The sequence below is a fragment of the Nonomuraea sp. NPDC003707 genome (assembly GCF_053587055.1).
This window is the reverse complement of record NZ_JBSFNK010000042.1, coordinates 66,373-86,850: the sequence shown is the minus strand read 5'-3', so window position 1 is coordinate 86,850 and position 20,478 is coordinate 66,373. Positions and strand designations below refer to the sequence as shown.

At 72.5% G+C, this 20,478-nt stretch carries 17 protein-coding genes; 11 read left to right on the top strand and 6 right to left on the bottom strand.

The annotated features are described in order from the left end of the window. Positions 1-6 precede the first annotated feature (6 nt). The 7 genes from ACWDRB_RS57170 (at position 7) to ACWDRB_RS57140 (ending at position 9,013) form a co-directional block, all read left to right on the top strand. The gene (locus ACWDRB_RS57170) at positions 7-1,320 is read left to right on the top strand and encodes a serine hydrolase domain-containing protein (RefSeq protein WP_449909571.1); all 1,314 of its coding nucleotides are present in this window, start codon (positions 7-9) and stop codon (positions 1,318-1,320) included. Then, entirely contained in the window at positions 1,313-2,155 is an 843-nt protein-coding gene (locus ACWDRB_RS57165; RefSeq protein WP_449909568.1) for a serine hydrolase, read from the top strand. The genes ACWDRB_RS57170 and ACWDRB_RS57165 overlap by 8 nt, the downstream gene beginning before the upstream one ends. Positions 2,156-2,184: 29 nt before the next feature. Beyond that, positions 2,185-3,771 carry a PucR family transcriptional regulator gene (locus ACWDRB_RS57160; protein WP_449909565.1) on the top strand — a complete coding sequence of 529 codons (1,587 nt, stop codon included), beginning with the start codon at positions 2,185-2,187 and terminating at the stop codon, positions 3,769-3,771. Between the two features lie 97 nt (positions 3,772-3,868). Next, positions 3,869-5,449 (top strand): ABC transporter substrate-binding protein, encoded by a 1,581-nt coding sequence (locus ACWDRB_RS57155; RefSeq protein ID WP_449909562.1) that lies wholly within the window; start codon positions 3,869-3,871, stop codon positions 5,447-5,449. A 47-nt stretch (positions 5,450-5,496) separates the two neighbouring features. Then, on the top strand, positions 5,497-6,456 hold the full coding sequence (locus ACWDRB_RS57150) for an ABC transporter permease (RefSeq protein ID WP_449909559.1): 960 nt from the start codon (positions 5,497-5,499) through the stop codon (positions 6,454-6,456). Then, complete coding sequence (locus tag ACWDRB_RS57145; RefSeq protein ID WP_449909556.1) at positions 6,456-8,339, top strand: dipeptide/oligopeptide/nickel ABC transporter permease/ATP-binding protein; 1,884 nt, start codon at positions 6,456-6,458, stop codon at positions 8,337-8,339. The genes ACWDRB_RS57150 and ACWDRB_RS57145 overlap by 1 nt, the downstream gene beginning before the upstream one ends. After that, positions 8,336-9,013, top strand: coding sequence for an ABC transporter ATP-binding protein (locus ACWDRB_RS57140; RefSeq protein ID WP_355211588.1), 678 nt, complete (start codon positions 8,336-8,338; stop codon positions 9,011-9,013). Before ACWDRB_RS57145 ends, ACWDRB_RS57140 begins: the two co-directional genes overlap by 4 nt. Positions 9,014-9,081: 68 nt before the next feature. On the opposite strand, the gene ACWDRB_RS57135 is transcribed toward ACWDRB_RS57140, so the two are convergent. Then, positions 9,082-9,450: a hypothetical protein gene (locus ACWDRB_RS57135; protein ID WP_449909552.1), complete on the bottom strand. Its 369-nt coding sequence runs from the start codon at positions 9,448-9,450 to the stop codon at positions 9,082-9,084. A 35-nt stretch (positions 9,451-9,485) separates the two neighbouring features. Here ACWDRB_RS57135 and ACWDRB_RS57130 point away from each other — a divergent pair, with 35 nt between their 5' ends. Further along, positions 9,486-10,088: a TetR/AcrR family transcriptional regulator gene (locus ACWDRB_RS57130; protein WP_350742119.1), complete on the top strand. Its 603-nt coding sequence runs from the start codon at positions 9,486-9,488 to the stop codon at positions 10,086-10,088. Between the two features lie 78 nt (positions 10,089-10,166). Here the strand turns inward: ACWDRB_RS57130 and ACWDRB_RS57125 are convergent, their stop codons facing one another. From ACWDRB_RS57125 to ACWDRB_RS57115, 3 genes are all read right to left on the bottom strand, one after another. Continuing rightward, positions 10,167-10,640 carry an SRPBCC family protein gene (locus ACWDRB_RS57125; RefSeq protein ID WP_449909549.1) on the bottom strand — a complete coding sequence of 158 codons (474 nt, stop codon included), beginning with the start codon at positions 10,638-10,640 and terminating at the stop codon, positions 10,167-10,169. Continuing rightward, positions 10,637-10,996: an ArsR/SmtB family transcription factor gene (locus tag ACWDRB_RS57120; RefSeq protein WP_363985325.1), complete on the bottom strand. Its 360-nt coding sequence runs from the start codon at positions 10,994-10,996 to the stop codon at positions 10,637-10,639. Before ACWDRB_RS57120 ends, ACWDRB_RS57125 begins: the two co-directional genes overlap by 4 nt. A gap of 63 nt (positions 10,997-11,059) precedes the next feature. Then, positions 11,060-11,389 (bottom strand): LysE family translocator, encoded by a 330-nt coding sequence (locus ACWDRB_RS57115; RefSeq protein WP_449909598.1) that lies wholly within the window; start codon positions 11,387-11,389, stop codon positions 11,060-11,062. On the opposite strand from ACWDRB_RS57115, the gene ACWDRB_RS57110 reads away from it, so the two are divergent. Further along, complete coding sequence (locus ACWDRB_RS57110) at positions 11,380-11,484, top strand: CGNR zinc finger domain-containing protein (protein WP_449909545.1); 105 nt, start codon at positions 11,380-11,382, stop codon at positions 11,482-11,484. The genes ACWDRB_RS57115 and ACWDRB_RS57110 overlap by 10 nt on opposite strands. 21 nt (positions 11,485-11,505) lie before the next feature. Here ACWDRB_RS57110 and ACWDRB_RS57105 read toward each other — a convergent pair whose 3' ends face one another. Beyond that, positions 11,506-14,301, bottom strand: a complete 2,796-nt coding sequence (locus tag ACWDRB_RS57105; RefSeq protein WP_449909542.1) for a helix-turn-helix transcriptional regulator — start codon at positions 14,299-14,301, stop codon at positions 11,506-11,508. Positions 14,302-14,395: 94 nt separating this feature from the next. Here ACWDRB_RS57105 and ACWDRB_RS57100 point away from each other — a divergent pair, with 94 nt between their 5' ends. Continuing rightward, positions 14,396-15,565, top strand: coding sequence for an MFS transporter (locus tag ACWDRB_RS57100; RefSeq protein WP_449909539.1), 1,170 nt, complete (start codon positions 14,396-14,398; stop codon positions 15,563-15,565). Next, positions 15,555-16,946 (top strand): M20/M25/M40 family metallo-hydrolase, encoded by a 1,392-nt coding sequence (locus tag ACWDRB_RS57095; RefSeq protein ID WP_449909536.1) that lies wholly within the window; start codon positions 15,555-15,557, stop codon positions 16,944-16,946. The genes ACWDRB_RS57100 and ACWDRB_RS57095 overlap by 11 nt, the downstream gene beginning before the upstream one ends. Here the strand turns inward: ACWDRB_RS57095 and ACWDRB_RS57090 are convergent. Continuing rightward, a complete protein-coding gene (locus tag ACWDRB_RS57090; RefSeq protein ID WP_449909533.1) occupies positions 16,907-20,308 on the bottom strand; it encodes a protein kinase domain-containing protein in 3,402 nt (1,133 codons plus the stop codon). The two genes, ACWDRB_RS57095 and ACWDRB_RS57090, sit on opposite strands and share 40 nt — an antisense overlap. Positions 20,309-20,478: the final 170 nt, after the last annotated feature.

Sequence of the window (20,478 nt, the reverse complement as noted above, 5' to 3'; positions counted from 1 at the left end):
AAGGACATGGACCTGCGGGATCGCCTCGCCGAGGCGGCACGCGAGCATGGCGTGCCCGGCGCGGCCGTCGCGGTGTGGCACGACGGCGAGCTGCACGAGGCCGCCACGGGCGTGGTCAACACGGCCACCGGCGTGGAGACCACGAAGGACAGCGTGTTCCAGGTCGGCTCCACCACGAAGGTGTGGACGGCGGCGCTGGTCATGCAGCTCGTGGAGGACGGCCTGGTCGAGCTCGACCAACCGGTGGGGGAGCACCTGCCGGACTTCGCGTTCGGCGGCGTCACCGTCCGGCAGTTGCTCATGCACACGGCCGGCTTCGACGGCGACGTGTTCGAGGACACCGGGCGCGGCGACGACTGCCTGGACACGTTCCTCGAGCACCTGCGCACCGCGGGGCACGTGCACGAGCCGGGCGAGCTGTTCTCCTACTGCAACGCCGGCTACTGCGTGCTCGGCGCGCTGGTGGCCAGGCTGCGCGGCGGCACCTGGGAGCAGGCGATGCGCGAGCGCCTGCTCACCCCCTTGGGCGCCACGCACGCGGCGCTGTTCGGTGAGGAGGCCGTGCTCTTCCGCGCGTCGGCGGGGCACGTCGGGCCGGACGCCGCCGTCTACCCCCGCTGGCAGATGCCCCGCTCCAACGCTCCGGCCGGCTCCACCATGTGCCTGGCGCCGCGCGAGCTGGTCGTGTTCGGCCGGGCGCTGGCGGCCGGCGGCCTGGCGCCGAACGGCACCCGGCTGCTGTCGGAGGCGTCGGTGGCCGCGATGCTCACGCCGCAGATCCACGTGCCCGGGGTGGGCGGCGCGCTGGCCGACCGCTGGGGTCTCGGAGTGGAGCTGTTCGGCTGGGGCGCGTTCGGCCACGACGGTGGCACACCCGGGCAGAGCACGTTCTGGCGCGTCGTTCCCGAGTCGGGCTTCGTGATCGCGATGAGCGGGAACGGCGGCTCGTTCTTCGGTCTCATGGACGACGTGGCGCGGCCGGTCATCGAGGAGGCGACCGGCCTGACGATGCCCGCACGGCCGCTGCCGCCGCAGGCGCCGGAGCCCGTGGACGGCGCCCCGTACGCGGGCCGCTACACCGGCCCGCAGCTCGGCTACGAGGTCGCCGCCGCCGGAGACGGCCTGGACGTCACGCTCATCCCCGGCCCGCTCATGGAGAGCATGGGCTCCACCCGCACGACCACCCGGTACGTGCACCTTCACGGCGAGTCGTTCATCGCCGTCGAGGCCGAGGGTGGCCGGCACGACGTGGTCACGTTCGTGATGCGGGACGGGACGGCCGCCTACCTGCACAACGGCCGTGCGGTGGCTCGTGCCTGACCTGCGGGAGGTGTTCGACGAAGCGGGCGTGCGGGGCTTCCTGCACGCCCGAGAGGTGGACGGCGACGCCGAGATCGGGCTGGACCCAGACGAACCCGTCGTGCTCGCCTCGGTCTTCAAGATCGCGATCGCGCTGGAGTACGCCCGGCAGGCCGCCGCGGGCGAGATCGCCCGCGGCGAGCGGCTCACCGTCACCGCGGCCGACAAGGACGGCGGCATCGGCACCTCCGGCTGCCTCGACGACGTGTCGCTCACCCTGCGCGACCTGGCCCACTTCATGATCACGATGTCCGACAACGCGGCGACCGACGTGCTGCTCCGCCGCGTCGGGCTCGACCGGGTCAACGGCACCCTCGCCACGCTCGGGTTGAGCCGCACGCGGCTCATAGGCGGGTGCGCGGAGCTTTTCCGGCAGGTCACCGAGGACATCGGTGCGGACTGGGACGCCGCCACCGAGGACGAGCTGCGGGCCATGGCCGTACGCGACCCGGCCCGCACGACCGCCGGCACCCCGCGCGAGATCACCACGCTGCTGGGCCTCATCTGGCGCGATCAGGCCGGCCCTCCCGAGGCGTGCGCCGAGGTGCGGAAGGTCATGGGCGAGCAGATCTGGCCGCACCGGCTGGCCGCGGGCTTCCCCGACGAGGTGAAGGTGTCGGGCAAGACAGGCACCCTGTGGGGGATCCGCAACGAGTCGGGCGTCGTCGAGTACCCCGACGGCAAGCGGTACGCCGTCGCCGTGTTCGTACGAAGTGACGTCATCCGGTCCCGCCTGCCCGCCGCGGACGCCGCCATCGGCCGTGCCGCCCGCCTGGCCGTCGACCGGCTCCGCTGATGTCGGTTTTCGTGGACTATCGTGACCGTGTGAGGAACCGTCCCCGTGCCAGTCTGGGACGGATCCTGCAGGACCTCGGCACCACCGTCCTCGACGTGGCGGCCTCACCCGGTGACCTCGACGCCGAGGTCACCGGCGTGCACATCTTCGATCCGCTCGACGAGCTGATCGTCCCCCCGGGTGGGATCCTGCTCGCGGTCGGCGTGCGGGGCGCCGCGGAGATCTGCTCACTCCTCGAACGCGCGCCCGCCGCCGCGGGCGTCGTCGTGAAGCTGCCCGTGGACGTCGACGAGCAGGTCCGCGCCACCGTGCTGGAGACCGGCGTCGCCGTGCTCGGCCTCACCCGGGCCGCCTCCTGGGCGCAGGTCGCCGCGCTGCTGCGTTCCCTGCTGGCCGAGGCCGACCTGGCCGAGCCCGAGCAAGGGCCGCAGGGAGACCTGTTCTCGCTGGCCAACGCCGTCTGCGCGCTGCTCGACGCGCCCGTCACCATCGAGGACAGGTCGTCCCGGGTGCTCGCCTTCTCCGGCCGGCAGGACGAGGCCGACCCGGGCCGCGTGGAGACCGTCCTCGGCCGTCAGGTGCCCGAGCGCTACCTGCGGATGCTCGACGAGCGCGGCTTCTTCAAACAGCTCTACCAGAGCCGCGCGCCCGTCTACATGGAGCTCGAGGACGAGGGTGTGATCAACCGGGCCGCCGTGGCCGTGCGGAGCGGCGACGAGATCCTCGGCTCGATCTGGGTGGCCGTGCGCGAGCCGCTCAGCGAGCAGCGGCAACGCGCGCTCGCCGACGCCGCCAAGATCGTCGCCCTGCAGTTGCTGCGCGAGCGGGCCGGGGCCGACACCCAGCGGCGCCTGCGCGCCGACCTGCTGTCCACCGTGCTGGCCGGCGGCGGCGACGCGCCCGAGGCGGCAGGGCGGCTCGGCATCGCCACCGCCCGGCTCTGCGTGCTGGCCGCCCAGCTCGTCCCGGACGACGCCGCCGATCCCGCCCGCGGCGAGAGCGATCGGCAGCGGTGCTGCGACGCGCTGGCGCTCCACGTCGCCGCCATCCACCCCAAGGCCGCCGCCGCGCTCGTCGGCTCCGTCGCGTATGCCGTGCTGCCGCTGCACTCGATGGGAGACGAGGAGGCGCGGGCCGTACGCGTGGCGGAGAGCTTCCTGGCCAGGGTCGGGCCCCGCCATGCCGCCAACATCGGCGTGGGACGCCTGGCCGCCAACCTTTCCCAGGTGGCCAGGTCGCGCGCGGACGCCGACCGGGCGCTGCGCGTGCTGGGCGCCCGCGGCACCACCGGCCAGGTCGCCGGCTACGCGACCGTGCACTTCGAGTCGCTGCTGCTGCAGGTCGCCGACGTGGCCGCGGCCGAGGAGCAGACGCCCACCGGTCCCTACCGGCGGTTGCTCGATCACGACGCCGAGCACGGCACCGAGCTGGCCCCCACCCTGCGGGCCTACCTCGACGCGTTCGGCGACGTCAACGCGGCCAGTGCCCAGGTGCACGTGCACGCCAACACCTTCCGCTACCGGCTCAAGCGCCTGGTCGAGATCAGCGGCCTCGACCTGTCCGACCCCGACGCCCGGCTCACCGCGATGCTGCAGATGCGGATCTTCGGTCGCTAGCACGAGCCTTCCCGGCTTTTTCGTGTGCAGGCACATAGAACCGGATCTGCGCAGGCAGGAAGGTTGTGCACACCCCCCGTGCTCGTCTGGAGTCCTCATGACAAAACCAGCAGTCGCGGCCCTCGCCGGGCTCGCCCTGCTCACGGCCGCGTGCGGAGGCACGACGAGCGGTCCCGAGCAGGGCAAGCCGGCCACCGGCGGCACCTTCACGTTCGCGATCCCGGCCGATCCCGGCGTCCTCGACCCGGCCACGGGCGTGCTGACAGTCACCAACAACGTGCTCGCTCTGGCTTACGACACGCTCGTCTCCGTCGACGAATCAGGGAAGATCATCCCCGAGCTGGCCGAGAAGTGGGACGTCAAGCCCGAGTCGGTCACCTTCACCCTGCGGAAGGGGGTCACCTGCTCGGACGGCTCCCCGGTGACCCCCTCGAACGTGGCCGAAAACGTCAATCACATCGCCGACCCCGCCGCCAAGTCGCCGATCTACGGCGTGCTGGTGCCCGTGGGCATGAAGGCGAAAGCCGACGACGCCGCCGGCACCGTGACCCTGTCCATGCCCGGGCCGTTCAGCTTCATCCTGGAGAGCACGCGGACGATGTTCATCGTCTGCGGCAAAGGGGTGAAGGACCGTGCCTCGATCGCGCGGGCCACCTCCGGCAGCGGGCCTTACCAGCTCACCGAGGCCGTCCCCAGCGACCACTACACGTTCAAGGTCCGCCGCGACTACGCCTGGGGTCCCGCCGGCGCCACCGCCAAGGACCTGCCGGAGACGCTCGTGATGAAGGTCGTGCCGAACGAGCAGACCTCCGCCAACCTGCTCATCGCCGGCTCCCTCAACGGCGCCCTCTTCAACGGTGCCGACCGGTCCCGCGTCGAGGCGTCCCCGGGCGTGACCAAACAGTCGATCACGGCTGGCAACGGCCAGTTCTTCTTTCACCAGGGCGAAGACCGGCCGGCCCGCGACCCGGAGGTCCGCAAGGCCCTCACGCGGGCGCTCAACCTCCAGGAGCTGGCCGGCATCGCCTCCGGCGGCACCGGCAAGCCGGCCACCGGCCTGGTCCTGGCGCCCCGTCCCTGCCCGGGCGACTCCGTAGCCGGTCACGTGCCCGGCTACGACGCCGCGGCCGCCGCGGCCGCGCTCGACGCGGCCGGGTGGAAGCTCGGCGCCGACGGTTTCAGGGCCAAGGACGGCAAGCGGCTCAGCCTGCGCTACATGTACGCCACCACCCGCGGCCCCGGCTTCCAGGCCGCCGCCGAGTACATGGCGGCGGCGTGGAAGAAGCTCGGCGTCGAGGTGAAGCTGAACGGCGTGATCGACACCAAGCTGTCGGAGTCGCTCAACGCCACCCAGGACTGGGACGTCGTGTGGCTGCCGATCGGCGTCACCCTGCCCAGCCAGCTCGTCGGCTTCCTGTCGGGGCCGCCCGCCCCCAAGGGCGCCAACTTCGCCCACCTGGCCAACAAGCGCTACGAGGAGCTCGTCTCCAAGGCGAGCAAGCTCCCCGCCGCCGAGGCCTGCCCGATGTGGCTGGAGTCGGAGTCGGCCCTGTTCGAAAGCGCCGACCTGGTGCCCGTGGTGGACAGCACGGCGCTGCTGGCCGGCAAGGGCGCCACGTTCCGCACCACGGCCGGGAGCCTGGTGCCCACCTCGATCCGCCTCATGCAAGGAGACTAGTGAGCGCCCCCCGGACCACGCGGCGCCCGGGCAGCAAGGCGGGAAGCATGACCGTGCGCAGGACGCTGCGTACGGCCGTGCGCCGGATCGTGCGGTTCGCCGTGTCGCTGGCGGTGCTGCTGGTGGCGCCGTTCGCGATGATCCACCTCATCCCGGGCGACCCGGTGCGCGCCTCGCTCGGGCCGGCCGCCCCGATCGAGCTGATAGAGGCCCGTACGGCCGCGCTCGGTCTCGACCGCCCCCTGCCTGAGCAGTTCTTCACGTACGTCGGCCACGTCCTGACCGGTGACTTCGGCACGTCCTTCCTGACGGGGGAGGCGGTGGGCGACGTCATCGCGGCCCGCCTGCCGAACACCCTGACTCTGGCCCTCCTGGCCACCGCCGTGGCGCTGATCGTGGCGGTGCCGCTCGGGATGTGGGCCGCCGTACGCACCGAGAACGGCCGCAACCGCGGCACCGACCTGGCCTTCGGCACGGTCACCGGCACCGCGGTGGCCGTGCCCGAGTTCCTGTACTCGATCGCGCTGGTGGCCGCGCTGGCCGTCGGCCTCGGCTGGTTTCCGCCCGCGGGCAAGGCCGGGCCGCTCACGTACGTGCTGCCCGTCGCAGCCCTGTCGGCCGGGCCGATCGCCATGATCGCCCGGATCACCCGCGTCGAGACCCTGCGAGAGCTGGGCACCGACTACGTGCGCCTGGCCCGCGCCAAGCGGCTGCCCGCGGCCCGGCTCCACCTGCGGCACGTGCTGCCCAACACGCTCACGGCCACCCTGACCGTGGGCGGCCTGCTGCTGACCTCGCTGATCGCGGGCAGCGTCCTGGTCGAGTACGTCTTCGCCTGGCCCGGACTCGGCCTGAAGATCGTCGAGTCGATCACGCAGAAGGACTACCCGGTCGCGCAGGCCGTGATCCTCGTGTACGGCGCCATCGTGCTGGTCGTGAACCTCGTCGTGGACCTGGTGCTCGGCGCGCTCGATCCCACCTCGGAGATCAAGGAGGTCTCGGCCTGATGTGGGCCAGGACGGCACCGGACGGCCCCCGGGCCGTGGACGGCCACGCGAAGAAGGGGCCGAGGTCCCGGGGTGGCCTGTGGCGCAGCGCCCCGGCGCTGATCGGCGGCGTGCTGGTGCTGCTCATGGCGGTGCTGGCCGTGGCCGGGCCCATCATCTGGGGCGAGGCCGCCGAACGCATCGACGCCGGCGCCATCCTCCAGGGCGCCTCCGCCGAACACCCGCTCGGCACCGACAACCTGGGCCGCGACCTGCTCGCCCGGGTCCTGGTGGCGGGCCGTTACTCGCTGGCCCTGGCGCTGGCGGCCACGCTCATCGGCGCCGTCGGTGGCATCCTGCTCGGCGCGCTCCCGTCCGTGCTGCCCCGCCGGGCCGCCCGGATGGTCACCGGCACGGTCAACGCGCTGGTGGCCTTCCCCGGCCTGCTGCTGGCCATGTTCACGGCGGTGGTCAGCGGGCTCGGCGCGCGTGGTGCGGTGCTCGGGATCGGCGTGGCCATCGCGCCCGGCTTCGCGCGGCTCACCCAGACCCTGGCCGCCTCGGTCTCCGGCGCCGACTACGTGGCCGCGGCCCGCATGCTCGGCGTGCCCCGCCGCCGCATCCTCGCCCGGCACATTCTGCCCAACATCGCCGAACCGCTCATCCTCAACCTCGCCCAGTCGCTCGGCGGCGCGCTGCTCGGCCTGGCCGGCATGTCGTTCCTCGGCCTCGGCGTGCAGCCACCGGACTTCGACTGGGGGCGCCTGCTGTTCGACGGGTTCGCGCGGATCTACGTCACGCCCGTGGTCGCGGTCGGTCCAGCGGCGGCCGTCGCGCTGGCCGGCATCGGCTTCAACCTGCTGGGCGACACCCTGGCCAGGGCCGCCGCCCGATCCCCGGCCGGGCAGCGCGACAGCGTCCGCCCTGAGCTCCCGGAACCGGCCGGGCCGCCGGACCTGGACGCCGTCCTCGAGGTCCGCGACCTGACCGTCTCGTTCCCGGGCGGTTCGAACCCCGTACGCGAGCTGTCTCTGACCGTGACGCCGGGGGAGATCGTCGGCCTGGTGGGAGAGTCCGGCAGCGGCAAGAGCCTGACCGCCGCCGCCATCGGCGGCCTCGTTCCCTATCCCGGATCAGTGACGTACGGCCGGCTGTTCCTCGGCGGTGCCGACGTCGCCACCATGTCCGGCAAGGAACTGGGCACCGCGCTCGCCATGGTGTTCCAGGACCCGATGGCCTCGCTCAACCCCGCGCTGAAGGTCGGCGGCCAGCTCGCCGAGGTGGCCGTCGTCCACCAGGGCGCGAGCCGCGCGGACGCCCGCCGCCGCGCCGTCGACCGGCTGCGCCACGTCCAGCTGCCCGACCCCGCCAAGCACGCCGTCCAGCATCCGCACGAGCTGTCCGGCGGCATGCGCCAGCGTGCGGTCATCGCCATGGGCCTCATGGGCACGCCACGCCTGATCATCGCCGACGAGCCCACGACCGCCCTCGACGTGACCGTGCAGCGGCAGATCCTGCGGCTGCTGCGCGAGGTCGTCGAGGAGACGGGCGCGGCCCTGCTGTTCATCTCCCACGACATCGCCGTCGTCGGCGAGCTGTGCGACCGCGTCGTCGTCATGTACGCGGGCCGGGTGGTCGAGGAACTGTCCGCCGACCGGCTCGCCGACGGTGCCGCGCACCCCTACACCAAGGCGCTCATCGCGTCCCTGCCCGACCTCGACACCGACCGGAGCCGCCCGTTGGCCGGCATCCCCGGCACCCAGCCGGCCCCGGCGCAGGTCGGCGCGGGCTGCGCGTTCGCCGACCGGTGCTCGCTCGCCACCGAACAATGCCGGACGGAACGTCCCGAACTCGTGGTCCATGGCCCGCGGCAGCGGGTCGCCTGCTGGGAGGTCACCTCGTGAGGATCGAAGGGCTGACCGTGCGCTACGGCGGCTTCACCGCGGTCGACGACGTCACCCTGGAGATCCCCGACGGCCACGTCGTGGGCCTCGTCGGCGAGTCGGGATCGGGCAAGTCGTCGCTGGCCAGGGCCGTGAGCGGGCTCGTGCCCTACACGGGCGGGATCGAGGGAGCGCCGCGGATCCAGATGGTGTTCCAGGATCCGTACGCGTCGCTGGACCCGCGCATGACGATCGGCGAGACGGTCGGGGAGGGCATCGAGAAGCGCCGCCGTGCCACGGAGGTGCCGCGGCTGCTCGGTCTCGTCCAACTGCCCGCCGAGCTGGCCGGACGTTACCCGCGCGAGCTGTCGGGCGGTCAGCGGCAGCGGGTGGCGATCGCCCGCGCCCTGGGCGGCGACCCCGCCCTGCTGGTCGCCGACGAGATCACGGGCTCGCTCGACGTGTCGGTCCAGGGGGCCGTGCTCAACCTGGTCCGCGGGCTGCGCGACGAACTCGGACTGTCGATGTTGTTCATCTCGCACAACCTGGCCGTCGTCCGGTACGTCGCCGACACGATAGCCGTCATGCACCACGGCCGGATCGTCGAGCACGGGCCCGCCGAGCAGGTCGTCGGCGAGCCGGCGCATGACTACACGCGCGCGCTGCTGGCGGCGGTGCCACGGCTCAGAGGATGATCCAGGCGCTGGTCGGTGGGGTACGGGGCCCGGCCGACCACGTGTTCTGCCCGGCTCCTGGCCCCGCCTCACGTCTCAGGGCCGAGCGCCGTCCTGGCCGGGACCGTGCTCGCCGCTTCCTTGAGCTCGACGAAGATCGCGTACGTTTCGGTCTCGCCGATGTTCTGCCCGGCGTGCTCTTGCGCGCTCAGCCACCGCACCTGCTCCGCCTCCAGCGCGAGCTCGACCTGATGCCCGCCCGAGGTGAGGCGGCGGGTGAAGGACGACAAGGTGACCATCACGCTGTCGGGATGTCCGTGCAGGGAGGTCGCGTCCCCTGGCCGGTCCCGGTAGCGGAGCACCCTGACCCGCTCGTTCTCGAAGACCACCGTGTACAGATCCGGGTTCGTCACCGCGGGATCGGCGCTCATGAACACCTCGCAGAGGCTTCGGCTCATCAACGGCTACATGGGACGACGGTACCATGATGGTCATGTCAGTACCATATGAGCTGACCGGCCGCCGACAGCAGAAAGCCCGCACCCGCCGATCCCTGGTCGAGGCCGCCCGCCACCTGCTGGCCGAAGGCGCCGACCCCACCGTCGAAGACGCCGCCGCCGCGGCCGGGATCTCCCGCACCACCGCCTACCGGTACTTCCCCAACCAGCACGCCCTGCTGGCCGCCGCCCACCCCCAGATCGAGCAGGCATCCCTGCTGCCCCCAGACCCGCCTGCCGACCCCGCGGCCCGGCTGGACCTGGTGATGACCGCTTTCACGCAGCTCACCCTCGACTGGGAGCCGCAATTGCGCGCCTCGCTGCGCCTGTCCCTGCAACCCGAGACCGGCCAGCCGGCACTGCGCGGTGGGCGGGCCATCGGCTGGATCGAAGACGCCCTGGCCCCGCTCCGCGACACCCACCCCGGCCTGGACATCCGCCGGCTGGCCGTGACCATCCGCTCGGCCACCGGCATCGAATCGCTCATCTGGCTCACCGACATCGCCGGGCTCACCCGGCAGCAGGCGGCGGACACCATGCGGTGGTCAGCCCATGCACTGCTCACCACAGCCCTCGACGAACACCGCCCCCGTTCCTGAACCCTGCGGCCCGGTCCCGGTCGAGCCCGTCACGCATGGCTCAGGCGCCTGCCGTCAGGGTCGTCTCCGCGTTCTGCGTCAGGACGGCTGTCCCGCGCGGCGCAGGTACGCCTCGATCCGGTCGAGCGCTCCCACCCAGACCCCCTTGACGAAGAAGTCGCGGATCTCGGGCGCCGGGAAGCCGCTCTGCACGACCGTGAACAGTGTGCCGCCCTCGTGCTCCTCGAAGGTGACCTCGACAGTGGTGGTCATGGTCATGCCGTCGGGAGTGCTGCCGGTGGACTCGGTGAGCAGGCGGTGCGGGCGGTCGATCTCCAGGAAGGTCTGCGTCTCACGGAACAGGTTGTCGGCGTCCGGTCCCCAGACCGCGGTCTGCCGGCCCCCGACGCGCAGGTCGACCTCGATCTCGACGATGCCGGGCTCCTCGTCGAGGATGCTGAACCAGATCTTCTGCTTCTCGGCGTCGGTGTAGGCGTCGAAGACCTCCTCGGGGGTCGCGGGCAGCACGCGGGTCGTGCGCAACTGGATGGCCTCGGTGTCGTTCCGCGTCATCGCTCGGTGTCCTTCCCGGTGTTCGCCTCAGGGGCGTTCTTGAGGGTGAAGTAGGCGTCGAGGCCGTCGAGCCGGCGCTCCCACAGGCGCTGGTAGAACGTGATCCACGACATGGCGTCCTCCAGGCGCTCGGCTCCCAGCCGGCACTGCCGCGATCGGCCGACCTTCTCCGTCGTGACCAGTCCGGCGTTCTCCAGGACGTGCACGTGCTTCTTCATGCCGGTGAGCGACATGCCGAAGGGTTCGGCCAGCTCGCCGATCGTGGCGGGACCCTGGCCGAGCCGGATGAGTATCTGCCGCCGGGTCCCGTCCGCGAGGGCGGCGAACGTGCGATCGAGGACCTCTTGCTGAACCATATGGTTTACTTTACGACACTGAACCGATTGGTGCAATAAGCGCGGCGATCCGGAAGGCGGCGCCTACGTCGCGGCGGCCCGGACGCCGAGGACGACGAGCACCACGGCTGTCACCTTGCCGAGCGCCCGCTTGAAGCGGGCCTTGCGCACGAGGTGCGCCCCTTGGTGGATGAGGGTCGTCCAGGTCAGCAGCCACACCGCCATCAGCAGGGCGTGGGCGGTGGCCAGGGTGAGGATCTGCCCGCCGAGGGGACGGCCGGACTGGATGAACTGCGGGACCAGGGTCAGGTAGATGGAGGCGGCCTTTGGGTTGAGTACGTTCGCGAGCAGGGCTTGGGTGTAGACGGAGCCGGTCCGTTTCGGCTGTTCCGTGCGCGGGGGAGGTGGGGGCAGAGTGGTGCAAGCCGTCCTGCGGCAACCGCGCCCGGGCTGCCCGCCACTACCAGCGTCACAGCGCCACGGCCGCCCGAGACCTGCCCGGGACCTGATCGCCTACGCCTTCAGAAGAACTAGATCAACTCGTGCCGGTGGGCGGCCGTGGCGGCTTGGACGCGGCTGCGTACGCCGAGCTTGGCGAGGATGTTGCTCACGTGCGCGCCCGCCGTCTTGACCGAGATGAACAGCTCCTCGGCGATCTGCCGATTGGTACGGCCGTCGGCGACCAGGCGCAGCACGTCCCGCTCGCGCGGCGTGAGGCCGAACTCGCGCTCCTCGGCCGGCCCGGTCCCGACCTGCACGGCGAGGGGGATCCGGGCCAGGCGCGCCAGCCGTTCGATCCGGGCACGCAGGGGCTCCGCCCGCAGGCGGCCCGCCTCACGGGAGGCGTCGGTGAGATGGGAGGAGGCAGCGGAGCGGTCTCCCGTCTCCGCGGCGTGTTCCGCGGCCCGCAGCAGGGCCAGAGCCTGGGGGTACGGCTGGCGAAGATCTCTCCACGCGGCCGCGACGCGGGCCCAAAGGTCCGGCTGTCCGGTCGCGGCGGTGCGGGCGAGGCGGTGGGCCTCCTGGACGGGCCCGATCACCGGCAACGCGGCCGCGGCCTCGGCCAGGCCGGGTACGGGCAGGGACGCGCCCGCCTCGATCACCGGCCACAGGTAGCGCGGGCTCGTTCTTCCGCTGCTCAGCGCCTCCTCCACGAGTCGCGCGGCGTCGGCCGTGCGCCCCTGCGCTCTGCGCAGATCCACTTCCAGGCGCACCAGCAGGAGGTGGTCCTGGGCATAGGACGTGCCTCTGGTGAAGACCTCGCGGGCGTGGGTCGCGGCGTGCTCGGCGCCTGCGAGGTCGCCTCTGGCCAGCGCGATCGTGCCGGTCAGCACCATCAGGTACGCGCGAAGGCTGGGTGTCGGGGTGATCCGCAGGGCGTGTTCGACGATCTCGGCGGCTTCGTCCCACCGGCCCAGCGCGATCAGCGCCTCCGCGAGGTTGCCCGCGTGGGTCGGGCCCGCGGTGCGGGCGAGCCCCGCCCGCGTGGCGGCGGCGAGTCCCCGGCGGGCCGCCTCGGCCGCTTCGGCGTACCTGCCGGCGCCCTGCAGGACGTCGGCCTCACAGCGATAAGCGTGCAAAAGCGCGCCCTCGTCACCGATGCGGCGGGCCGTCGCCTGGGCGGTGATCAGGTGAGGCAGCTGGGCGTCGAGGTCGCCCGCGCGTGCCCGCGCGTACGTCAGGTTGACGGTGGCCATGACCTCAGCCCTGGCATCGCCCGCGGCCTGCGCCGCTTCCAGCGCCTCGCGGGCGGCGACGCGGCCTTCCTCTTCCAGCGGGACCGTGAGGAGGCGATTGGCGAGCAGATTGAGTACGGTCGCGCGTGCCGGATGCTCGTCCGGTGTGAGCCGGGCGGCTTCGCGTAGGTCGTCCAGGTCGCCCGGCAGGCCGAGGAGGTGGCGCAGTTCGCCGCGGTGGGCGATCAGCCAGCCGGCACGCGCGGGCTCGACCTCGGCCGGGAGCGCTGTCTCGACCAGCTGGACCGCGGTCGAGTTCTCGCCCGCGGCGATGGCGGCGCGTATCGCTTCGTCGAGCACGCCGGCCTTCGAGGTGGCCGGATCGGGCGCCTGATCCCACAGCTCCAGCACGCGAAGCAGCATGTGCAGGTGTTCCGCGTGCGCCAGGGACGCCGCGGCCTCGGCGGCGGCGCGGCGGGCGGCCGCCAGTGTCCTGGCCGGATGGCGCTTGGCGGCGTGCCAGTGCAGGGCGGACTCGTACGCCGCCCGGCCCAGCGGGGCGAGCTCCGGGTCCGTCTCCAGGGCTTCGGCATAGCGTACGTGAAGGTGCCCGCGTTCCCCGGGAAGCACGTCCTCGTAGAGCACCTCCTGGATCAGCGTGTGACGGAACGCGTACGCCTCCTCCTCGATCAGCAGGAGGTTCGCGCTCACCGCGGGGCGCAGCGCGTCGGTGAGGCCGGCGTCGTCCAGCCCCGTGACGGTGCGCAGCAGCGCGTGGCCGACCCGGGCGCCGCCGACGGCCGCGGCGTGGACCACCCGGCGGGTTTCCCGCGGCAGCCGGTCGAGCGGGGTGATCAGCAGGTCGCGAATGGACGCGGGCACCGGCGCGCCCGCCCGGGCCGACAGCGCCTCGACGAACAGCGGGTTGCCCTCGCTGCGCCGGACGACGTCCTCGATGACCGCGGGGGCCGGCTCGCGGCCGAGCAGGCCGCGAAGCTGCCGGACCACCTCGCCCCTGCTGAGCCGGCCGAGCTCCATCCGGGTCGTCCACGGCCGGCGATCCCATTCGGCCAGCACGGGGCGGAGCGGATGCGTCCGGTGCAGGTGGTCGCTCCGGTAGGTCACGACCAGGAGGAACGCCGCGGCCGCCTGCTGGTTCCTGATGAGGAAGTCGAGCAGCTCCCGGCTTGAGCGATCGCTCCAGTGCGCGTCCTCAGCGACGATCATCAAGGGCCGGTCCTCGGCGAGGCTCTCGAACAGGGTGAGGAACTCTTCGAAGAGCCGTGCCTGCGTCAGGGCGGGATCGCCGTCGCCTGCGGGGCGGCCCAGGAGCGGCAGCAGCCTGCCGAGCTCACCGGGCTCGCCACGGGGCAGGAGGCGGAGGAAGCCGTCCGGGCCGATCTCGCGCAGCAGGCGGCGCAGCATGGCGGTGAACGGCGCGAACGCCAGGCCGTTCTCGCCCACCTGGGGGCAGTCTCCCGACAGCAGCCACGCCTCTCCTGCCAGCGTCGCCGTGAACTCGGCGATCAGCCGGGTCTTGCCCACCCCGGCTTCGCCGCCGAGCAGCACGGTGGCGGGAGAGCCTTCCCGGGCATGCGCGTAGGCCTCGCCCAGAGCGGTCAGCTCCGCGTCCCTGCCTACGAAGACCATGGGACACAGGCTCTCAGATCGGGATGAAACCTAGGGATGGCGGATAGGGCATTCGCCCGATGTGTCCGGCGGCCGTTCTGGCGAGGCTGGCCCGGTGATCCAGACCGGTGCGCAACCGCTGCTCAGCCGTCCGATGGTCGTCCTGGGGATGACCTCGGTCGCTGCGATGACGAGCTTCTACCTGCTTGTTCCGATCGTTCCGCTGTACACGGCGTCAGGTGGTTCGGGGGATATGGGCGCCGGGTTGTCCACCGGCGTCACCATGCTGGCGACGGTGCTCATGGAACTGGCCATGCCGGCGTTGCTGGCCCGGTACGGCTACCGCGTCGGCATGGCGCTGGGCGTCCTCCTCCTCGGCGTTCCCCCGGCCCTGCTGGTCCTGTCCTCCGCGTTGCCGATGGTGCTGGCCACGAGCCTGGCGCGCGGGGCCGGCCTGGCCATCGTGGTCGTGGTGGGCCCCGCCATTGTGGCCGAGCTGGCCCCGCCCGAACGCCGGGGCGAGGCGCTGGGCGCGTACGGCGTGGCCGTCGGGATCCCCGCGATCCTGGGGCTGCCGACCGGCTTGTGGCTGGTTCCGCTCATCGGCTACGGAACGGTCTTCCTCGCGGGGACGGGGCTGGCACTGCTCGCGCTCATCGGGATTCCCCGGCTGCCGGCGAGGGCGGCGCCGGTCGAGCAGCAGGGAGGAGTCCTTCGCGCTCTGCGCCACGCCGGTCTCGCCCGGCCCGTCATCGTCTTCGCGACGATCACGCTGGCGGCCGGCGTGTTGCTGACGTTCCTGCCGCTGGCCGTCCCCGCCGGCTCAGCGGGGACGGCCGCGACGGCGCTGCTCGCACACTCCTGCGCGATGCCGCTCGCACGGTGGGCGGCCGGCAGATACGGCGACCGCCACGGCCAGTCCGTCCTGCTGATGCCGGCCGTGTTCGCCGCGGTCATCGGGATGGCCGGGATCGTCTGGCTCGACAACCCCTACGCGGTGATCGCGGGGGCGGCGCTCTTCGGCGCCGGTTTCGGCGCCGCCCAGAACGTCACCCTGGTGCTGATGCTCGCGCGGTCCTCCTCCTCCGCGTTCGGCCGGGTGAGCGCGCTGTGGAACCTCGCCTACGACGGCGGGATGGGGATCGGCGCCGTCGGGTTCGGACTCGTGGCCGGGCCCGCGGGATATCCGGCGGGGTTCGCGCTGATCGCCGCGGTGCTGGCTCTCGCCGTTCTTCCCTCCTGGCTCGACACCCGATCGGAAAGGAAACTCATCAATGAGCGATGACCTGCGGCGCGCCGTGCAGAAGGCGCTGCCGGGCGTACGGGCCGACCTCGAAGCCCTCATCCGCATCCCCTCGGTGAGCGCCGACCCGGCCGCGGCCGAGGACGTGCGCCGCTGCGCGGAGCTGACGGCACAGCTCTTCCGGACCGGCGCCGCGCAGGAGGTGGAGATCCTGGACGACGTCCCCGGCGGCCGGCCGGTGGTCCTCGCCCGTTGCCCCGCACCACCCGGCCGTCCCACCGTGCTGCTGTACGCCCACTACGACGTGCAGCCCGCCGGCGACCCGGCCCTGTGGTCGAGCAGGCCGTTCGAGCCGCGCGAAAGCGGCGGGCGCCTGTACGGCCGCGGATCCGCCGACGACAAGGCGGGAATCGCCACCCACCTGGCCGCGTTGCGCGCGCACGGCGGGCGTCCGCCGGTCGGGGTCGTCGTCCTCGTCGAAGGAGAGGAGGAGATCGGCTCCCCGACGCTCGGCGCCTTCCTCGACCGGCACCGTGACAGGCTCGCCGCCGACGTGATCGTGCTCGCGGACTCGGAGAACATCGACGTCGGCCTCCCTTCGTTCACCACCACGTTGCGCGGCATGGCCAACTGCGTCGTCGAGGTTCGGACGCTGGCCGAGAGCGTGCATTCCGGCACGTACGGCGGAGCCGCTCCCGACGCGCTCACCACGCTGTGCCGCCTGCTCGCCACCCTCCACGACGAGGACGGCCACGTCGTGGTGGACGGCCTGGTCTCCGGCCGCCCGCCGCGGACGGGCTACCCCGCGGAACGATTCCGGGCCGAGGCAGGCGTGCTCGACGGCGTCAGGCTGCTCGGCTCGGGCGGCATCCCCGAACGGGTCTGGACCGGACCCGCGGCGACCGTCCTGGCCATCGACGCGCCCGCCGTATCCGGAGCCGCCAACGCCCTCACCGCATCCGCCCGAGCCAAGGTGAGCCTGCGCATCGCGCCGGGCGACGACGCGGTACGGGCCCGCGCCGCACTGGCCAGGCACCTCCGCGACCACGCGCCCTGGGGCGCGCAGGTCGAGGTCACCGAGGCGGAGATCGCGCAGCCGTACGCGGTCGACACCCGGGGTCCGGCCTTCGACGCGGCACGCCGCGCCTATCAGCGGGCCTTCGACGCCGACGTGGTCGATCTCGGAGGCGGCGGCGCCATCCCCTTCGTCGCGGAATTCGCCGCCGCGTACCCGAAAGCCGCCGTCCTCATCACGAGCCCCGGAGGCGATCCAGCCGCCCGCGCCCACAGCACCGACGAGAACCTGCACCTGGCCGACTTCGAACGCGCCTGCCTCGCCGAGGCACTCCTGCTCACCGAACTCGCGGACTGGGGCTCCCGCGCTCAAGAGCAGCTGTCGCGGTACGGAAGGTCCGGGACGTAGGCCCTCCATTCAGCGGTGGTGAGGGAGCCGCCCGCCCGCCGGCAGATCGCCCGGATGACACCGGCGGGCTCGACGACGTGCGTCCGCGCCACCCCGTTGAGATCGAGGGTGACGACGCCGGCCCCGTCAGCCGTGAAGGCGATCGACTGGAGCTGCCCCATCTCCGAATCCCGACCTCCCCCGAAGTCACGCAGCCTACCGAGGCTCGTTCCCGTGACCGGATCGAACAACCGCACCCTGCCGTCCGTCGCGCCGACCGCGACGACGTCGTCACGCGGGGAGTAGGCGGCGATCGACAGATCGCCGGACTTGTCGCGGACGACCGGCCCGAGGCGCTTGCCGGCGGTGTCCCACAGTGTCAGGCGGCCTCGGGAGTCCAGGACCACCACGCCGTCGCCCTTGTGGAGGAAGAAGATCCGGCGGCCGACGGTGTCCTTTCCGCTGACGCTGAAGGGCCCGGTCACCGGCCGTCCGGTGGCGGCGTCGAGCAGGCGCTGGCCGGCACCGGCGAGAGCCAGCCGCCTGCCATCGGGGGAGAAGGCCACGTCGTTCGTCTCCGGGAGCGTCGTGTTCCAGAGCTTCCGCTTGGCCTTCCAGTCCCATACCTGGGCGGCGTACTTGAGCACGGCGCGGCCGTCGTCCGGGCTGCGCAGGACGAGCGCGAGGCGGGTGCCGTCCGGGCTGAAGCCCACCACGTGGGGCTCCAGATCTCCCGGGTCGATCTGGCCCAGGGCGGCTCGCGTGGCGACGTCCACGATCTTCACCGTGCCCTGGTCCACCGCGGCCAGCAGCCTGCCGTCCTTGCTGAAGTACGCCTCCTCCATGGCGGGCAGGGCGCCCACCGCTTTGTTGCTGCGCACGTCGCGTAGCTGGGTCCGGTCGCCGGTCTGGGTCACCGAAAGCTGCCCGTCCGGGCTCAGCCTGCCGAAATTGGTCGAAGAGTCCGCCGGGGTGACGGAGAGGTCGGAGACGTCGACGGAGAAGACCCGGTCCTCGACGAGGTAGCGGAATGTCCGGCCGTCGAAGGCGCCCTGGGGCTGCTCGCCGTCAGTGTCCGTGTTGCCCAGCAGCGGCACCGCGGTGAGCAGCTGGGCATCGGCCATCCGCCAGAACTGGACCTCCTTGCCGGTGATCGAGGCGAGCAGCTTCCCGTCCCCGCTGACCGTCACCGCGCCGCGGTTCCAGGTCCCCTGTGTGCCGGCGCCGTCCTTGACGCCGATGTCCACGACGGACCTGTCCTCGACGTCGGTCAGGCGCACCGACTTCGCCCGCGGCGTCGCCTGCCACCTGCCGTCCGCGCTCGCCGTCGCGGCGACTCTGGAAGGCCGCGTGCGCTCGCCGGTCCGCGGATTCCACTGCTGGTACTTGTCGGGATCACGGATCACCACCGTCCGGTCGTCCGCGCGGACGATCTCCGCCCAGCCGTTCACGAGGTCGAGCGGGCGATCGAAGACCCAGGTCCCGATGGCCGTTCCGCCGGACAGCTCCCAGGCCCGGATCCGCTTGTCCGTCAGGACGACGAGCGTACGGCCCGAAGGGGCCAGGGCCACCGCGGTCACCTGGTCTCCGGCCAGCCCCAGCCGGTTGATCCCACCGATCCGCTTCCCGGTGCGCACGTCCCACACCTGGGCGGTGTCCTGGCTGACGTCGGCCAAGGCGCGCCCGTCGGCACCGAGGGCCCGGACCGTGTCGCCGGCGCTCACCCGATCCGTGAACGTCGCCGACTCGCGCTGCGCGAGCGCCGTCATCAGCCCTGCCCTGGTGAGCGGCGTGCGGTCCAGGCTCCACGCCGCCACGCTCAGCCGCATCGCCAGCATCGGATCCGTGACGCGTACCTGTTGCACGAGCCCGGCCAGCCGGGTCGCCTCCGACCTGCCGAGCGACGCGGTGACCTCCTCGGCGCGCCGATCGGCGACCAAGCCCTGCTGGACGGCCAGCCCGCCGGCCACCAGCGAGATCACCAGCAGCCCGCCCAGGGCCAGCGACACCAGCCGGGCCCGCTTGGCGCCGCGTCTGGACAGGTCCGCACTCGCCTGGAGGAAACCTCGCTCCACCGGGGCCAGCGTGATGTCGCGCCGAGAGTTGGCCGCCCACTGCAGGGCGTCGTCCAGGCTGCTGCCGCGGAACAGGTCGCCGTCCCGCCGGCCGGCCCCGTCCCACCGGCGCGCCGCCGTGAGGATCTCCCGGTGGACCGCCAGCCCGTCGCGGTTGTTGCCGATCCAGTGCCTGTACCTGGGCCAGGCGTGCGGCAGGGCCGGCCGCGCCAGCCAGATCTCCTCGCCACCCGTGGCCAGGAGGTACGTGAACACCTCCAGAATCCGGTTGATCGCCGCCGTCTCGTGCTGCCCTCTCCCCTGGAGGAGCTCGGCCCGGGCCGCCCGCCGTCCGGTCAGCTCCCCATGCTCGTCCACGGTGACCAGCCGCAGGAAGACCTCGGCCACCATCTCGCGCTCGGCCGGCCCGAGCATCGCGTACGCCTCCTCCGCCAGCGCGCCCAGTGCGGGGTCGTCGGCCGTCACCGCGATCCGGGTGGCCTCGCGGCCGCCCACGGCGAGCAGCCCGGCGACATCCAGCTGCCCGCCGCCGCTGACCAGGCCGAGCAGCAGCTCCCGGGAGGTCGGACGGTCCAGCGGATCCTTGGCCAGGGCGGCGGCCACCAGCGGGTGCAGCGACTCCGGCAGCACGCTGAGATCCGGGCTGGCGGACAACACGCGGTGCATGACCCCACCCAGGCTCTCGGCCTGGAACGGGTCCTCGCCGGTGGCGGCGAACATCATGATGCCGGCCCAGGCGAACACGTCCGCCGGCGCCCCCGCCCGGTGCCCGGTGAACACCTCCGGGGCCATGTACGTGGGCGTTCCCGAGACCAGGCCGGTCTCGGTGAGCGACATCTCCATCGTCCGGGAGATGCCGAAGTCGATCACTCGCGGGCCGTCCGGCCCGAGCAGCACGTTGTCCGGCTTCAGATCACGGTGGATCACGCCCGCCTCATGGACGGCGGTCAGGGCGGTGGCGATGGCGGTGGCCAGCCGGTGCAGGTCCCCGCCCACGAACCGGCGGCCGTCGAGGACGACCTGACGCAGGCTCGGCCCTTCGACGTACTCACTGACGATGTACGGGCGAGTCCCCTCCAACTGGGCGTCGAGCACGCGCGCGGTGCAGAACGAGGCCACCCGCTGCGCGGCCGTCATCTCCCTGCCCAGCTGGGCGGCCTGGTCGCTGTGCAGGACCTTGATCGCGACGCGGCGGGCGTCCTCCGTGTAGGCCTCATAGACGACCCCCTGGCCGCCCGCGCCCAGCCGCCCCGCCAGCCAGTACTGCCCCAGCCGCTGCGGATCCCCATCCAGCAGTTTCGTCGCCATGCATCATCCCCGTTTGTCAGTGACTATGCGGGATTCGATGCGCCCGGCCCGAATAAAGTTCGATCACGACAGCTCACTCGCCCACTGCCGACCCGGCGACGGCGCGGCACACCGGCCGTCGTCAGGTGGGGCGGTTGATCGTGCCGTGCCGGGCGACGTCGGCGTGCATC

Bases quoted from the DNA above. Each gene is read 5' to 3' on its own strand.
- ACWDRB_RS57150 (WP_449909559.1), top strand. From the start codon at position 5,497: ATGACCGTGCGCAGGACGCTGCGTACGGCCGTGCGCCGGATCGTGCGG.
- ACWDRB_RS57145 (WP_449909556.1), top strand. From the start codon at position 6,456: ATGTGGGCCAGGACGGCACCGGACGGCCCCCGGGCCGTGGACGGCCAC.
- ACWDRB_RS57155 (WP_449909562.1), top strand. From the start codon at position 3,869: ATGACAAAACCAGCAGTCGCGGCCCTCGCCGGGCTCGCCCTGCTCACG.
- ACWDRB_RS57170 (WP_449909571.1), top strand. From the start codon at position 7: ATGGACCTGCGGGATCGCCTCGCCGAGGCGGCACGCGAGCATGGCGTG.
- ACWDRB_RS57120 (WP_363985325.1), bottom strand. From the start codon at position 10,996: ATGGTTCAGCAAGAGGTCCTCGATCGCACGTTCGCCGCCCTCGCGGAC.
- ACWDRB_RS57095 (WP_449909536.1), top strand. From the start codon at position 15,555: ATGAGCGATGACCTGCGGCGCGCCGTGCAGAAGGCGCTGCCGGGCGTA.
- ACWDRB_RS57125 (WP_449909549.1), bottom strand. From the start codon at position 10,640: ATGACGCGGAACGACACCGAGGCCATCCAGTTGCGCACGACCCGCGTG.
- ACWDRB_RS57105 (WP_449909542.1), bottom strand. From the start codon at position 14,301: ATGGTCTTCGTAGGCAGGGACGCGGAGCTGACCGCTCTGGGCGAGGCC.
- ACWDRB_RS57135 (WP_449909552.1), bottom strand. From the start codon at position 9,450: ATGAGCCGAAGCCTCTGCGAGGTGTTCATGAGCGCCGATCCCGCGGTG.
- ACWDRB_RS57130 (WP_350742119.1), top strand. From the start codon at position 9,486: ATGTCAGTACCATATGAGCTGACCGGCCGCCGACAGCAGAAAGCCCGC.
- ACWDRB_RS57090 (WP_449909533.1), bottom strand. From the start codon at position 20,308: ATGGCGACGAAACTGCTGGATGGGGATCCGCAGCGGCTGGGGCAGTAC.